This is a genomic window from Virgibacillus chiguensis, from assembly GCF_900129865.1.
Lineage (GTDB): Bacteria > Bacillota > Bacilli > Bacillales > Amphibacillaceae > Virgibacillus > Virgibacillus chiguensis.
On sequence record NZ_FQXD01000005.1, the window covers coordinates 102,087 to 118,215 of the forward strand.

13 protein-coding genes and 1 riboswitch are annotated in these 16,129 nt (G+C 37.7%); of the genes, 7 read left to right on the forward strand and 6 right to left on the reverse strand.

Annotated elements, in window-relative coordinates; genetic code table 11:
- Positions 1–58 precede the first annotated feature (58 nt).
- On the forward strand, positions 59–1,006 hold the full coding sequence (locus tag BUB45_RS07455) for an L-threonine 3-dehydrogenase (RefSeq protein WP_073006884.1): 948 nt from the start codon (positions 59–61) through the stop codon (positions 1,004–1,006).
- Positions 1,007–1,096: 90 nt separating this feature from the next.
- Here the strand turns inward: BUB45_RS07455 and BUB45_RS07460 are convergent, their stop codons facing one another.
- Positions 1,097–2,719: an ABC-F family ATP-binding cassette domain-containing protein gene (locus BUB45_RS07460; protein ID WP_073006886.1), complete on the reverse strand. Its 1,623-nt coding sequence runs from the start codon at positions 2,717–2,719 to the stop codon at positions 1,097–1,099.
- A 586-nt stretch (positions 2,720–3,305) separates the two neighbouring features.
- Here BUB45_RS07460 and BUB45_RS07465 point away from each other — a divergent pair.
- Positions 3,306–3,914 carry a hypothetical protein gene (locus BUB45_RS07465; protein WP_073006887.1) on the forward strand — a complete coding sequence of 203 codons (609 nt, stop codon included), beginning with the start codon at positions 3,306–3,308 and terminating at the stop codon, positions 3,912–3,914.
- Between the two features lie 107 nt (positions 3,915–4,021).
- Here BUB45_RS07465 and BUB45_RS07470 read toward each other — a convergent pair whose 3' ends face one another.
- The 4 genes from BUB45_RS07470 to rarD all read right to left on the reverse strand — a co-directional run bounded on the left by BUB45_RS07470 (position 4,022) and on the right by rarD (position 9,327).
- Complete coding sequence (locus tag BUB45_RS07470; protein ID WP_073006889.1) at positions 4,022–4,642, reverse strand: YpmS family protein; 621 nt, start codon at positions 4,640–4,642, stop codon at positions 4,022–4,024.
- 5 nt (positions 4,643–4,647) lie between these two features.
- The gene (locus BUB45_RS07475; protein WP_073006891.1) at positions 4,648–5,499 is read right to left on the reverse strand and encodes an SGNH/GDSL hydrolase family protein; all 852 of its coding nucleotides are present in this window, start codon (positions 5,497–5,499) and stop codon (positions 4,648–4,650) included.
- 759 nt (positions 5,500–6,258) lie between these two features.
- Complete coding sequence (locus tag BUB45_RS07480; protein ID WP_073006893.1) at positions 6,259–8,010, reverse strand: O-acetylhomoserine aminocarboxypropyltransferase/cysteine synthase family protein; 1,752 nt, start codon at positions 8,008–8,010, stop codon at positions 6,259–6,261.
- Positions 8,011–8,200: 190 nt separating this feature from the next.
- Positions 8,201–8,320: riboswitch (SAM riboswitch) on the reverse strand.
- 95 nt (positions 8,321–8,415) lie between these two features.
- Positions 8,416–9,327, reverse strand: a complete 912-nt coding sequence (gene rarD / locus BUB45_RS07485; RefSeq protein ID WP_073006894.1) for an EamA family transporter RarD — start codon at positions 9,325–9,327, stop codon at positions 8,416–8,418.
- Between the two features lie 299 nt (positions 9,328–9,626).
- On the opposite strand from rarD, the gene BUB45_RS07490 reads away from it, so the two are divergent.
- The 4 genes from BUB45_RS07490 to BUB45_RS07505 all read left to right on the forward strand — a co-directional run bounded on the left by BUB45_RS07490 (position 9,627) and on the right by BUB45_RS07505 (position 14,033).
- Entirely contained in the window at positions 9,627–9,806 is a 180-nt protein-coding gene (locus BUB45_RS07490; protein WP_073006896.1) for a hypothetical protein, read from the forward strand.
- A 278-nt stretch (positions 9,807–10,084) separates the two neighbouring features.
- Positions 10,085–11,533 carry a cardiolipin synthase gene (gene cls / locus BUB45_RS07495; RefSeq protein ID WP_139300109.1) on the forward strand — a complete coding sequence of 483 codons (1,449 nt, stop codon included), beginning with the start codon at positions 10,085–10,087 and terminating at the stop codon, positions 11,531–11,533.
- Between the two features lie 189 nt (positions 11,534–11,722).
- Complete coding sequence (locus tag BUB45_RS07500) at positions 11,723–12,247, forward strand: acyl-CoA thioesterase (RefSeq protein WP_170861727.1); 525 nt, start codon at positions 11,723–11,725, stop codon at positions 12,245–12,247.
- A 373-nt stretch (positions 12,248–12,620) separates the two neighbouring features.
- Positions 12,621–14,033 carry an alanine/glycine:cation symporter family protein gene (locus BUB45_RS07505; RefSeq protein ID WP_425303961.1) on the forward strand — a complete coding sequence of 471 codons (1,413 nt, stop codon included), beginning with the start codon at positions 12,621–12,623 and terminating at the stop codon, positions 14,031–14,033.
- Between the two features lie 77 nt (positions 14,034–14,110).
- Here BUB45_RS07505 and BUB45_RS07510 read toward each other — a convergent pair whose 3' ends face one another.
- Complete coding sequence (locus tag BUB45_RS07510) at positions 14,111–14,440, reverse strand: winged helix-turn-helix transcriptional regulator (protein WP_073006901.1); 330 nt, start codon at positions 14,438–14,440, stop codon at positions 14,111–14,113.
- Positions 14,441–14,879: 439 nt separating this feature from the next.
- Here BUB45_RS07510 and BUB45_RS07515 point away from each other — a divergent pair, with 439 nt between their 5' ends.
- Positions 14,880–16,118 carry an aminopeptidase gene (locus tag BUB45_RS07515; RefSeq protein WP_073006903.1) on the forward strand — a complete coding sequence of 413 codons (1,239 nt, stop codon included), beginning with the start codon at positions 14,880–14,882 and terminating at the stop codon, positions 16,116–16,118.
- Positions 16,119–16,129 lie beyond the last annotated feature (11 nt).

A 16,129-nucleotide genomic window follows, 5' to 3' on the forward strand; every position in this document is an offset into this window, starting at 1 on the left:
TGGCGGTAAGTCCAAGTTTTTTTAAGAAGAAAGAATAGCACTAGAGAGGATTTCACGGATGAAAAAAATATTAGTAACCGGAGCTTTGGGTCAAATAGGGTCAGAGCTTGTTATCAAGTTAAGAGACATTTACGGTACGGATCAAGTAATAGCGACTGATATTCGCAAGGCGGAAGGACGTGTTGCAGAAGGCCCGTTTGAAGTCGTTGATGTAACAAATGCAAAGCAGCTTTCTGACGTTACAAAAAAGTACCAAGTAGATACGATGATGCATTTGGCAGCTTTATTATCAGCTAAAGCGGAAGAAAATCCGAAGCTAGCTTGGGATATTAATATGGGCGGTTTAGTTAATGCGCTTGAAATAGCTCGGGAATTAGATTTGCAATTTTTCACCCCAAGTTCCATTGGAGCTTTTGGTCCAACAACACCGAAAGATAACACACCACAGGACACATTACAACGCCCGACGACAATGTATGGAGTGAATAAAGTATCTGGCGAGCTGTTAGCTGATTATTACCACACTCGTTTTGGAGTGGATACTCGTGGTGTACGTTTCCCTGGTTTAATTTCTCATGTTACATTACCAGGCGGTGGAACGACGGATTATGCTGTTGAAATGTATTATGAAGCTGTAGAGAAGGGGAGTTATACGTCCTATATAGGCAAGGGTACGTATATGGATATGATGTATATGCCAGATGCGATCCATGCCATTATCCAATTGATGGAATGTGATACAAATAAACTACAACATCGTAATGCCTTTAATATTTCAGCTTTCTCCGCAGCACCGGAGGACTTTGCTACATCGATCCAAAAGCATATTCCTTCTTTCTCATTAAAATACGATGTGGACCCGTTTCGACAAGCAATTGCAGACAGTTGGCCAAATAATTTAGATTCCACCTGTGCGATTGACGAATGGGGCTTTAAAGTAGAATATGATTTAGACAAGCTGACAACGGATATGTTAAGTAAAATTAAACAGAAACAAGCACATTAGAAAAAACTTGGCTTATCGCTATGCGACAAGCCAAGTTTTTCTAACCGTCTTATCGTACTACATTCTATCTACAATATTTCTTTCCTTTGGCTACTTGTTGTACATAGTAGCAATTTTCGCTTGCAATTCTTTATCTTGTACGTACTCATCATAGCTCATCTCTTTATCAATTAAACCATTCGGTGTAATTTCAATGAGGCGATTGGCAATACTTTGAATGAATTGATGGTCATGAGATGTAAATAAAATGGAACCTTTAAATTTGATAAGTCCATTATTTAAAGCAGTAATGGATTCTAAATCAAGATGGTTTGTCGGCTCATCCAAAAGAAGTACGTTGGCGTTGCTCAACATCATTTTGGATAGCATACAGCGTACTTTTTCTCCTCCAGATAAAACATTTGCTTTTTTCAACGCTTGTTCTCCGGAAAATAGCATTCTCCCTAAAAAGCCACGTAAGAAAGTTTCTGTTTCATCTTCTGGTGAATATTGTCTTAACCAGTCTACTAAAGGTAAGTCACTATTTTCGAAGTAAGCACTATTATCTTTTGGGAAGTAAGATTGGGAAGTAGTGACACCCCATTTATACGTTCCTGCATCTGGTTCCATTTCTCCCACCAAAATCTTAAATAGTGTTGTTTTTGCTACATCATCGCCACCAACAAGCGCGATTTTGTCATCTTTATTCATCGTAAAACTAACATTATTTAATACTTTTTCACCATTAATGGTTTTTGTTAATCCTTGAACAGTTAGTAAATCATTTCCAATTTCCCGTTCTGGGGTAAAGGCAATATATGGGTATTTTCTTGAAGATGGTTTTATATCATCCAGCGTAATGCTGTCTAACAATTTCTTTCTTGATGTTGCTTGTTTGGATTTGGAAGCGTTAGCGCTAAAGCGTGCAATAAATGATTGTAACTCTTTAATCTTTTCTTCTTTCTTTTTGTTTGCTTCCTGTGCCATTTTCGTTGCTAGCTGACTAGATTCATACCAAAAGTCATAGTTACCGATATAAATTTCAATTTTTCCATAATCAACATCTGCAATATGTGTACATACTTTATTTAAGAAGTGGCGATCATGGGAAACGACAATGACGGTATTCTCAAAATGAATGAGAAATTCTTCTAGCCATTGAATGGCATGAATGTCTAACCCGTTTGTCGGCTCGTCTAATAATAAAATATCCGGGTTGCCAAATAGCGCTTGGGCAAGTAACACTTTCACTTTTTCGTCTGCATGTAGCTCAGCCATTTGTTTATCATGGTGTGACTCATCGATGCCAAGTCCTTTTAATAGAACAGCTGCATCCGATTCAGCTTCCCAGCCATTCATTTCAGCGAATTCGCCTTCTAGTTCAGCAGCACGCATGCCGTCTTCTTCCGTAAAATCGCCTTTCATATAAATAGCGTCTTTTTCCTGTTTCACAGCGTACAGCTTTTCATGCCCCATAAGCACCGTGTCGATAACGTTATAGTCCTCGTAAGCGAAATGATCCTGCTTTAGAACAGCAAGGCGTTCGCCTGGAGATAAGGAGACATGGCCCGTTTGTGGCTCTATTTCACCAGACAATATCTTAAGGAAAGTGGACTTACCAGCTCCATTTGCACCAATTAATCCATAACAATTACCTGGAGTAAACTTTAAGTTCACATCTTCAAATAATTTTTTATCGCCATATCGTAAACTCACATTCGATACATTAATCATTCGGTTTAATTTCCTCCAATAAAATAAAAGTAATCAACGTTAGCTTACGTTATTTCAAGCAATTCGTCAATGTTTGGTTTCACGAATAACATTAATTTATAACATATAAGGTAGAATTTAACAGGGTATTTAATTGAAAAATGAAATAAAGTTGAGCGACCTTTGTTTCATCCTGACACTTATGTATCAACTTCTTCTGAATACATAATTGCGTCTTTTCTAATGAGATTGGCAAGCTTATGTGTTCTATTGCCTAAAAACATACTTGTGCAAATACGTTTTTTTTGTAATAGTATAAGAAAGGTGGGGGATGAATTGTTCTTTAAAAGGGCCTTTTAAAAAGGATACGTTTTTACGGTGTTTGTATTCTATTTGAAAAGGTTTACTAACAATCTTACATGCTGTTTCCTTTAGGGCATCATACCAAAACCTTAATGAGTAATTAGTAGTGCAATCCCTATGTAAGAAAGTTACATCATCTATAGGACAGGAGTAATTTGTCAATACATAGGGTGCTTAACAAACAGACATGCTAACCTATTTAATTTAGCTCTTTTTACAGCATAGATGGAAGGGGATATGTGTATTGGGGGGAAAATTCATTTATCTTCTCTTCACAGATACGGGAACGAATTTAGCGAAAGCTATTCATTTCTTTACAAAACAGTCCTTGAATCACGTTTCCATTGGGTTTGATGAGGATTTGCAGAGACTGTATAGCTTTGGGCGGAAGCGACCGAAAAATCCTTTTATTGGGGGGTTTGTTCAAGAAGATATTCATAGTGATTTTTTAAAGAATGCAGCTTGTGCAGTCTATCGTTTTACCGTATCTGAAGAAGAGTGTGAGCAAATCTTGCAGCATATTAAGCGAATCGAATGTGACAAAGATCGCTACCGTTACAATTTTATCGGTTTAATTGGCATCTTGTTACAAATAGAAATTAATCGAAAGTGTGCATTCTTCTGCTCGCAATTCGTAGCAACTGTATTAAAAGATGTCGAACATTTTCAACTTAAAAAGCCTACTTGCTTTGTGACACCTGAAGATATAAGAAGTCATGAGGGGATGCAGTTAATTTACAAAGGAAGGCTCGGCGACTATCCATACCGTAATAAAACAGCAATGTGTGATTCAAAAGAAGAAGCGCAGGCTATGTCATCATATATTATTTATTCTCATATGAACGAACAATAACTCGTAGCGAGGAGGGAACTCTTATTGAGGTTATTCCCCATCCTACGAGTTTTTTAATACTATTTTCACAAGCTGATATAAGCGAAGCTAGACCATTCTAGCTTCGCTTAATTAATACCTAATGTTTGATATGGTATACGAAATTTAAACGATAAATTATTTGCCTGCAAGTCAATATGTTCGACGGCAATTTGAAAATTACTTTTTAACTCAATATCCGTCACGGCGACGTATATTTCTTCTTCTTTGGGATTAACAGTAACCCATTCTGGCATCGGGAGGTATTTATCCATATATTCCATAATTTTTTGGTTCGGTAGTTTTAATAAGCCAATAGAAATGGACTTCTGTTTCAAAATAATATCTCCATTTTCTTGTACAAAAGGCTCTAAATGAACAGATAATGGAACGGTTGAGGAAAAAACAGGTAACTCACCAATTAAGTGTACGTCATCTCCTAGTTCAATATGATATTCATGATCGGTGCCTGCAAGTAATTGGTCAATATACGTATTGGCCAAATCGTTTAAATTCTTTTTAGTCGTACGAACAATAAATTCTGAATTTGCATCTATTTGTTCCGTAGCTTTTTCTGGGTATTCGGCTTGTGGAACCGGCCAAAAAATAAGTGTGAGCAATACAAAAAGCAAGATCATATTAAAGGAAAGTAACCCGATAAATAGTCTTTTCCACTTTTTACTTTTGGTATGTTCCGTTCTATTCCCCATGCAGTTCATCCTCTTTCTTGTTCATTCTTTAACACCTCAAATATACGTTCAGCAATCCGCTCATAGCCTACCTGATTTGGATGAAAATTATCTTCTGCAAACAAGTTTTCATCTGTGTTTGAAAATAAATCACTAATTGGTATAAAGGAGCTGTTTTCATACGTAGTTACTATCTCTTTACCAGTTTTATTCCAATTGTCCGCAATGAGCTTCAGTTCTTTGATGTCCTTAAAATACTGCCCAAAGGGGTTGTAAAAACCGAGCAAGTAAATTTTCGTATCTGCATTTACCGTTCGGATGTTGGTTAAGATTTTATGAAGTCGTTTTTCATAGTCTACTCGGGCTTTTTCAAATGCCTCCATTTGGAGATTCGTAATATTTTCTTTTAACACGCGCATCACATCATTCGCGCCAATGGTTATAAATACAATGTCCGCTTGCTTTATGGAAGCAATCATATCGTCTTGCTGCAGTCTTTTAAGTAGTTGGTCTGAGCGATTGCCTCGTACACCAAAATTATCAAAAGAAGCTTCTGTGTTTGCTTGGGTCATTATTTGTTCAAGGGCTCCGACATAGCCTCCTTGTTTTGTTTCATCGCCAACACCTTGTGTCAACGAATCACCAATTGCCGTAATATGTCTTGATTGATAAAAATGCTTCGTAACCTGTTGCTCTTTATGAATAAATAGCTTTGGCGATGGTTTTTGCTCATGCTTTTTGATGCTGGGCGTTTTTTCTGTTGTTACTGCATCCTCAGCAAGATTTGTTTGATCTGTTTCATGGTTAAAAATATAGAGTGGGACTCCTACGATGAGTAATAGGAGGGTTACTCCGGTTATTAATTTCTTTATTTGCATCGTTATCAACACCTAAGTGGATTAGTTTTAAATATTGGGCTTGTTAAAAGTTTTATGGTAACCATACTAACTTAATGAAGACTTTGTTTGTATGATTACGTGTATGAAATATTGGTTGTTTGTAGTATACAGCATATGTATACTACAAGCATTTGCTTACACGATAGGAAAGATAATATTTTGAATTTTATCCTGATTATAAAATGCTGTAAAACACGCGCTGTTGTTAGCTAACAGCATCCATTAAAGGATCTATTTCTACTGCCTACTTTCTTAGCTTGCCGATTTTGGACACCGTCCATTCATTTTATCATTAGAAAAACTTGGCTTGCCATATGGCGAAAGCCTTTGTTTTTCTTATACTATAAACCAAAAAAATCTAATAGTAAAAAAGATCGCCTTCAATTGCAAGGCGATCTGAAAGGGAAGGTTAGTTATAATTTTTCCAAGTTTACAAATAATTAAACCTATTAGAACAAAGGCTCTGGGCGCCCGGTTAGCAACGTCGCGAGTGGAGCGAATCAACGAAAGTTTTAGGAATCATGCTCCTGCAACAGGAGTATGCCGGCGCCCTCCGGCAAGCCCGTCTTTAGTCGGCCTTCCTATTTAGAACGAACCGATGATGACTTATCTTAGGGCAATGGAGTGAAGTCGCCTAGTTGCTGGGCGCTGTAGCCGGAAGTGGTTAAATAACTTAATAAGTTTATCCACAACTGCAAAATTTTATAATTTCCTAGACCATAAAAAAGATAATGGTTGTTATGCAAATACAGGTGCCTCCGTAGCGTTGTTTCGAAGCAATAACGCTTCTTCATAAGGGTTCTTTTGTGTAATAACAGTAATGCCAGCTGCATTGGCATGGTCTATTGTAGCAGCTGTTTCCTTTGTTTTTGCCACCCATAAGAGCTTACAGTCTTTATTTACGAGCTGTTCTAACAGGGTAGCTGGTAGTGTAGCTTGTAGAGACCAAGTAGCGTCCACTACTGGAATGTTCGATAATTCTTTATACTGTGGTAAGGGGAAGGTTAGGTTCGTACTTCCCACAACAGCTATATCGAATCCGAACGCTTGTAATTGGAAGACTTTATTTCGGTCTGTTTCATTTGCTGTTTCTAAACCGTAAACGGCAAGGCATTTTTTACGCGCGTTTCCACCGTCTCTTAAAAAAGGAGAATGAAGTAGCCAATGGATAGCCTGTTTTTCATCTATAGCGATGGTTGCTTGTTCCCCTGTAGCCTTTGCTATTGCGTTGTCCAAAGTAATGAGCAGGTCATGAACAGACTCTAAGCCAACCGATAAGCGAATGGTTTCTTCTGTTGTCCCACTTGCGGCTAATTCTTCCGTTGTCAGCTGTTGATGTGTGGTAGATGCAGGGTGAATAATGAGCGATTTAGCATCACCTACATTTGCTACATGCGACCATAATTCAATTTGATCAATTAATTGTCTTCCAGCTTCCCTTCCACCTTGAATACCGAACGTAATAATGGACCCAGCAGTACCGTCACGAAAGTATTTTTTTGTTAATGGATAGGAAGGATGATTGGACAAACCAGGATAATTAACCCATTCAATTGCTGGATGATCTGTTAAAAAAGCAGCAATTTTTTGTGCGTTGTTCGTATGTTGTTGCATGCGTAAATGTAACGTTTCTAACCCTTGAAGCAACAAAAATGCGCTATGAGGGCTTAAACAAGCTCCAATATCACGAATTAATTGTACACGTAGTTTTGTAGCAAAAGCGGCAGGCCCAACATCAGTAAAGCGCAAGCCGTTGTAACTTGCATCAGGTTGGGTGAAACCTGGGAATTTATCGTGATTCCAATCAAACCTTCCTCCGTCTACAACTACCCCACCAATCGTTGTTCCGTGACCACCAATCCATTTCGTTGCAGAATGGACAATAATATCCGCTCCCCATGCGAATGGTTTAACGAGGTAAGGGGCAAATGTATTATCTATAATTAAAGGGATATGGTGTGCATGTGCAATTGCTGCAATCGTTTCAATATCAAAAACTTGCAGGCTCGGATTTGTGATTGTTTCCCCAAAAATAGCTTTGGTTTTCTCAGTAATTGCAGCCTCTACTTCAATTGGGTTTGATCCATCTACGAATTTTACATGAATTCCATAACGAGGAAGTATATTAGCAAATAAATTGTATGTTCCACCGTAAAGATTGCTATCGGTAATAATGTCGTCCCCAGCACTTGCTACATTTAAAATAGCGAAAGTGATTGCGGCCATTCCAGAAGATGTAGCTACTGCAGCGACACCATCTTCTAGTTGGGCAATACGTTGTTCAAACGTATCTACAGTTGGATTACCAATTCGGGAGTATATATTTCCAGGTTCTTTTAATCCGAATAAGTTCTGTGCGTGTTCTGTATCGTTAAATACATAAGAAGTTGTTTGGTAAATAGGTACTGCTCTAGCTCCTGTTGCTGAATCGGGTATTTGCCCACCGTGAAGTAATGCAGTTTCTGGATCTTGCGTAAAAAAATGACTCATTGTTTTTCCTCCTTTAATTAAATGTGGAAATGGGCCTTCTGTTCCGTTAAAAGAAACAAGCGTACAAGAATAAATAGTGTGTATTTTGTTTGGTAAAAATTTAGAAGTAAGTAGATGGCAAGGAAGAAATGAAAACAAAAATAAAGAACCCTCTTCCTAAGAAGAGGGTTCAAATATGCATTCCGTCCTCCTCTTATCTTCCAAACCTTATAATAGGTTTGTAGGATTTAGCACCGTAAAAAGCAAAAATGTTTGCTTTTAGGTTGCCGGGCTTCACAGGGCCTATTCCCTCCGCCACTCATAATAAGAGATGTTATTTAAATTACTGAATATTATATAAGGTTCGAACGAATTTGTCAACGGTCATTTTATTAAACGGATTAACTGATTGTTTTTAATCAAGCGTTAGTTCGCTTTTTGAAATTGCTTTTTTGTAGGCTTTTGGTAACTAGCTAACAGATAGTTAATCAGTGCTAACCATATGAATAAAAATGCGATGAAGTGAGCAGAAGTGAATGGTTCATTATATAAAAACACTCCTATTAACAACATAAGTGTTGGTGCAAGGTATTGCAAAAAGCCGACTAAGGATAAAGAAATTCGTTTTGCTCCGCTTGCAAATAGTAATAAGGGTATTGCTGTAACTACGCCAGCACCTATTAGTAGCATGTTCGTCGTTGACAGAATGGTGCCCCATTGAAAAGTGCTTTGAGGAAGAAAGCATAAGAATAGAAGAGCAATTGGAGAGATTAACATTGTTTCGATTGTCAGTCCAATCATAGGACCAATATCTATCTTTTTCTTTAACAAACCGTACAATCCAAAGCTCGTTGCTAGCAATAAAGATATCCAAGGAAATACGCCATAACTTATTGTCAAATAAAGGACGCCAATAGCTGCCATGATAAAGGAAATGGTCTGTCTAAAGGTGAAAGATTCCTTCAGCACAAGGATACCGAGCAAAATACTGATTAAAGGGTTAATATAATATCCTAGACTTGCTTGAATAACATGATCATTGTGCACCGCCCAAATAAATGTCAGCCAATTGAGACTAATAACAGTAGTTGCCATAAAAACGCCTATGAATTTTCGTCTGTTTTGCATTAATGCCTTCCATTCGCGAAGCAATTCATGCCATTTCCCAACACTGAGTACAATAATAATCATAAAAATAGCCGACCATATAATTCGATGTGCCAGCGTTTCGCCAGGTGAAACGGTCTCTAGTAACTTCCAATAAATGGGTAGAACTCCCCATAAAGCATAAGCTCCTAAAGTATGTATGATACCCGTTTTCTCTTGTGTAACGGACATGTTCTCCCTTCTTTCATGTAAAATAATATGGAGGTAAGAGATAAAAAAAGAAAATTCACGTTTACATACTGATGAGATCACTGTGAAGTTAAGCTTCTTTATTACAAAGAATGCATGCTGCCCCTCCAGATGGATGTCAATATAATATAGTTATTCTAAATCTCTTTTGTAAGAAAAGCAAGAATAGTAAGTGAAAACAAAAGAGAACGATTTCATTATGGTCCGTATTCCACTAGAATATAAGATGGGCAAAAAGTTTCATTAGATAAACTTGTACTATAAAACAAGGAGGTAATTAGATGAATAAACGAAATCATAAACTGGAAACAGAAGTCATTCATGCAGGTTATGAAGCAGGGGGCTTGTATTTATTAGGAAGGCGACTGAAGACGGGCTTGCCAGATGGCGCCGGCATACTCCTGTTGCAGAGCATGATTCCTAAAACTTTCGTTGCTTCGTTCCACTCGCTACGTTGCTAACCGGGCGCCCCAAGCCTTTGTTTTACTTTATAAAAAAACGATAGCGTCTTTTCGCCATAGGAATTAGCGACAAGCCAAGTCTTCCGTAGAAAAACATTAAAATGAAGGTTATAAGTAAAACAAGGGCTTTGGTCGTAAATTTTTGTAAATCTATGTTTTGCTTATACATGAAAAGGGGATTTTTAAATACAATAGATAAAAAATGAATAACATGGTATGCTATAGTATTATGGGAGAGTACAAAAAAATGAAGTAAGGTTCGAGAAAGGGGGAAAGCAATGCAAATAGATCTATTTTCTTATTTGCTAAGCTTTATTTTAATATTAAATATTGCCTTAGGAATTTCTATTATCTTTCTTGAACGAAAAGATCCAACCTCAACTTGGGCTTGGCTAATGGTGCTATTGTTTATCCCAATTGTAGGGTTCATCCTGTATTTAATTTTTGGAAAACCAATTAGCAGAAGACGTATTTTTACTTGGGATACAAAAAGTAGATTAGGCGTAAAAGCGGCGGTGCAATCGCAGTTGCGTGCGCTTGAAGAAGGAACTTTTGAATTTAAAAACAAAGACATTGCTCAATATGAAGACCTCTATTATTTACACTTACGCAACGACGATGCAATTTTTACCCATAATAATGAAGTGAAGATTTTTACAGATGGTAAGGAGAAATTTGAAGCCTTAATCAATGATTTAGAACAGGCTACAGATCATATTCATTTGTTGTATTATATTGTTCGTAGTGACCAGCTCGGTCAAAGAATCGCTGATGTGTTAATAAAAAAAGCAAAAGAAGGTCTAGAAGTACGTATGTTGTTTGATGATATGGGGTCACGATCTTTAAGCCGAAAGTATATAAAGAAACTTCTTAATGCCGGTGTAGAAGTAGAAGCATTTTTTCCTCCTAAGATACCTAAAATTAATTTTAAAATAAATTATCGAAATCATCGTAAATTGGCCATTATTGACGGGAAAATAGGATATATTGGTGGCTTTAATATTGGTGATGAATATTTAGGGATGAATAAAAAATTTGGGTACTGGCGTGACACGCATTTGTGTATTTTCGGAGATGCTGTACGCCAAATGCAAACACGTTTTATATTAGATTGGAACCAAGCTTCTCGTAACGACATTTTATATGAAGACCGTTATTATAGTGCTAACCCAGTCGGTAATGTTGGTGTACAAATTGTCTCCAGTGGGCCTGATTCGGATTGGGAGCAAATAAAAAATGGCTACATTAAAATGATCATGACTGCAAAAGACTATGTTTATATTCAAACGCCGTATTTTATTCCTGATGAAAGCTTACGTGATGCACTGCGAATTGCTTCATTGTCTGGGGTCAATGTTCGAATTATGATTCCTAATAAACCAGATCATCCTTTCGTATATTGGGCAACATTATCACATATAGGAGACCTTTTAGAAGCAGGTGCAGAAATATTTATTTATCAAAATGGCTTTCTACATGCGAAAACCATCGTAGTAGATGGTAAAATCGCTTCAGTTGGCACAGCGAACATTGATGTTCGTAGCTTCCGCTTAAATTTTGAAGTGAACGCTTTTTTATATGATCATGATTTGACGCAACAATTAGTATCGAAATTTGAAGAAGACATGTTGCTATCGACACAAATGACAGAAGGTTTATACCGTCAACGGTCGTTAGGAATTCGATTTAAAGAGTCTGTTTCACGACTTCTTTCGCCAGTATTATAAAGCAGGCCTTTCATCTGTAGAATCGCTAATTGTTTGTAGCCCAATGATACGGAACCCAAAGGTCTTTTACGAAAAAAGGATTTCGTGCTGTTATCTTGTACGAAGTCTTGTCCAGCTCCATATTTCAATTTTTGAAGCGAGTCTTACAGCACCCTAAGTATCGGATAAATGATAAGAAGGAGGGGTAAAGTGGAAAAAAGAACTTGTACACATTCTTTGGCAGTCAAAACATCGTATGTGTTGCCACCAGATACGAATACGTATGGTACGTTATTTGGCGGTAAGCTCATGGCTTATATGGATGATGTTGCTGCTATAGCTGCATCACGACATGCCCGTATGCCCGTTGTTACAGCTTCTACCGATTCGGTTGACTTTTTAGCGCCAGTAAAAGAAGGACATTCTATCTGTGTGGAAGCTTTCGTTACCTGGACGCACAACACGTCGATGGAAGTGTTTGTGAAAGCAGTAACGGAAGATTTACGAACGGGACAGCGGCAGGTTTGTTCAACTGCTTTTTTAACATTTGTAGCGATAGACGAAACAGGAAAACCTAAACCTGTGCCAAGTGTTGTTCCAGAGTCGGAACATGAACAGAAATTGCATGCATCAGCAGCAGATCGGGCCAAACATAGAAAAGAGCGGAGAAAGCAGGCAAAGGAATTTGCTGAAATTTTTGGCACAGATTACCCATGGAATCGAACGAGAAATTAATGTAAAATAATACAATAACGCAAATGGAAGACCCTTTGGGTGGAAAAGGTTTTTTACAACTCTTTGGCTTGGTTAGGCGGAAGTATTTCATGAAAGATTTGTTTTTGGTGACTGTAATGCGATGTACAACCTTATATGTAAAAGGAAATCTTTTTCAAAGACGTCCGCCTGCTAAGTCAGGCTGTTTTAATTTGCGCAGTAACCAATAATAAGGGGAGATTAGCTATATTGTCAAAAAGAGTTGGCGATAAGCAAAGTTTTTCTAAAGGGGAGATGCATAGGGGAATATTTCAATTTATTTAAAAAGTTTGTTGTTTTATGATGTGTTAAATGACATCATAAACAAGAGGAGGAATAATTAATCGTGTTATTTTTGGAAAACTTGATTAGTGATGTAAACGACGTTTTATGGACTTACGTGTTAATTGCTGTATTACTTGGATTAGGCTTATGGTTTACGATTAAAACAGGTTTTGTGCAATTCAGATACTTACCTGAGATGTTTCGAGTTATTGCAGATAAACGAACCATTAGTGCTGCAGGTAAAAAAGGGACTTCTTCATTTCAAGCTTTTGCCATTAGTGCAGCATCGAGAGTGGGGACTGGGAACATGGCTGGCGTAGCTGCAGCTATAGCAGCTGGAGGCCCGGGAGCGGTTTTATGGATGTGGATCATCGCTTTACTTGGTTCAGCCTCTGGTTTTGTAGAAAGTACATTAGCGCAAGTATATAAAGTTCCTCATGAAGATCAATATCGCGGTGGACCTGCATATTATATGGAAAAAGGACTAAAAAGTCGTTGGCTTGCAGTGTTATTTGCGATTACAATTACGTTTACGTACGGATTGGTGTTTAACTCTGTTCAATCAAATACTATTAGTTTGGCGTTTGAAAATCAATTTGCCATTGATAGTGAAGTTATTGCTATTATTTTATTTGTTTTTACTGCAATAGTTATTTTTGGTGGATTAAAGAGCATTGCGAATGTAACACAAATCATCGTACCTGTAATGGCTATTTTATATATTTTATTAGCTATTTATATTTTAATTACAAATATTACTGCAATCCCAGATATGCTTACATATATCGTTTCCAATGCTTTTGGAATTCGTGAAGTAGCTGGTGGTGGTTTTGGTGCAGCTATTATGATGGGGATTAAACGTGGTTTGTTCTCTAATGAAGCAGGTATGGGTAGTGCCCCAAATGCTGCAGCGACTGCTGAAGTTACCCATCCTGCTAAGCAAGGGCTTATTCAGGCATTAGGGGTATTTTTTGATACGATTTTAATTTGTAGTGCCACTGCGTTTGTTATTATTACAGCAGGTGGTTTTGAAGGAAGTAAGGCTGACGGTATACAGTTGACGCAAAATGCGTTCACTTTCCATATAGGAGATTGGGCAGGCGGTTTTATTGCCATAGCTATACTATTGTTCGCTTATAGTTCCATTTTAGGGAATTATTACTATGGGGAAACAAATATAACGTACATCCGGGATAGTAAAGTAGGTTTATTTTTATATCGAATCGGAGCGCTATTAATGGTGGCGTTTGGTGCAATAGCTTCGTTTGACTTTGTTTGGTCATTAGCTGATTTAACGATGGCAATTATGGCTTTAATTAACTTGTATGCGATAGCCAGATTGTTTAAAATCGCTAATCAAGTGCTTCAAGATTATCGTAGACAACGGAAAGCAGGAAAAGATCCTGTCTTTTACCGCGATGTGTTAGATGATCAGGAAGGTATTGAATATTGGGATCGAGAGGAAGCCGAGCATTCTAAATAAATACAAAAAACAAGAGCGCGTTCTATGAATAGAGGCGCTCTTGTTCATGCGTCATTATTCGAAAAATAGATCTTTGCTTAACATTCCGTACTTGTCTGATCATCGGAAACATGTTCTTCTGCCCACTTTTGAATTTCTTTAATGACTGGTGCGAGTGCTTTTCCTTTCTCGGATAAAGAATATTCAATGCGAACAGGGAATTCTGAGTAGACATCTCTTGTAACAATACCTTCTTTTTCTAACATTTTTAGTCGATCTGAAAGTAAACGCCCACTTATTGGTAAATCAGCTTCCATTTCCGAAAATCGCTTCGTACCTTTAAGTAAATCAAACAGAATGAGTCCTACCCATCTTGTGCTTATTAAGCCCATTGCTTTTTCAAAGCGCGGGCATAGATTCGTATCCATAGATTCATCACCTCAATTGGTATCCATTCCAATAGATAAACAGTTATTACGAAAAGTAACTTGTTTCTAGGGTATCATATTTTAGATGTTGCGTAAAGTTTGCTAAGAAGCACGTTTGTGTTAAGTTTTTCTCTACATAAGCATAGCCCAAATATCTACCTAACCCATTTACGTCCACTTTTACTGTTTTAAAAGATAAATACATAGCTAGTGATCGCTGCTGCGGGTCATCCCATTGGGCTTTCCCATCGAAGTCTTCGTGTTTTTCCTACGCTAACATGTTATTTTTTTTGAATAGCAATAGGCTCTCATATCCTCCTCGTGAAATATTTTACACATACAAGAAGCACTTTCTCTTTGTAAATGTTCGGCTTTGGTATTTTCATTGTATTTGTGGAATAATAAAGGATATACACTAATTATTTTTTGGAGGTTAACAATGGTTACTGAACAAGTACAAAAAAAATATGCTACATTAGCACTTCGTACAGGTGTTAATTTACAAAAAGGGCAAGCTTTAATGATTAATGCACCAATAGAAGGGGCGGACTTCACAAAAATTGTAGTCCGCAAAGCTTATGAAATGGGAGCGAAAAACGTACATATTAATTGGGTAGACGACGAACTAACACGGCTTAAGTTCGAATATGCTCCCGATGAAGTCATTGCCCATTTCCCAGAATGGAGAGTCATGCTTCATGAAAGTTTTGCTGAGGATGGAGCAGCAGTTTTAAACATTCGTTCAACGAATCCAGACTTATTGCAAGGAATTGACTCAGCTAAAGTGGCAAAAGCAAATAAAGCAGGCGCAGAAGCTATGAAAAATTTTCGCAAATATACAATGAATGATAAGATTGCGTGGTCCATTATTTCGATCCCTACAGGGGACTGGGCGCAAAAGATTTTTCCTAATAAATCAAGAGCAGCTGCTATAGAGAGCCTTTGGGAGGCGATTGTGAAAATTGTTCGTGTAGATATGGATGATCCTATAGCTGCTTGGGAGGAGCATAATGCTTCTTTACGTGTGGCAAGAGAGGTTTTAAACGATAAAAACTATAAGAAGCTTATTTTTAAAGCACCAGGTACAAATTTGGAAATGGAGCTACCAGAAGGGCATATCTGGAAAGGCGGCTCTGCCCAAACGGAGGGTGGTATAACGTTTAACCCGAATATGCCAACAGAAGAAGTGTTTAGCTTGCCGCATAAATATCGCGTGAACGGTACTGTTTCAAGTACGAAGCCGTTGAATTATGGCGGAAGCTTGATTGATCGATTCAAATTAACATTTAAAGATGGAGAAGTTGTTGATTTTACCGCTGAACAAGGTCAAGATACATTAGAGCATTTACTAAATGTTGACGAAGGCTCTAAACGTCTTGGTGAAGTGGCTCTTGTTCCTCATGAATCACCGGTATCGCAGTCTGGGCTCATTTTTTACAATACGTTATTTGATGAAAATGCTTCTTGTCATATCGCATTAGGAAAAGCTTATCCAACGAACTTGGAAGGCGGAGCGCAAATGAATGAGGAGGAATTAGATCAACATGGCGTTAACGATAGCTTAAGTCACGTTGACTTTATGATTGGTTCGGATCAACTTGATATCGATGGCGTATTTGCCGATGGCACAACTGAGCCGGTGTTTCGGAACGGAACATGGGCGTGGAAAAAGAAGTAATAAACGGATTG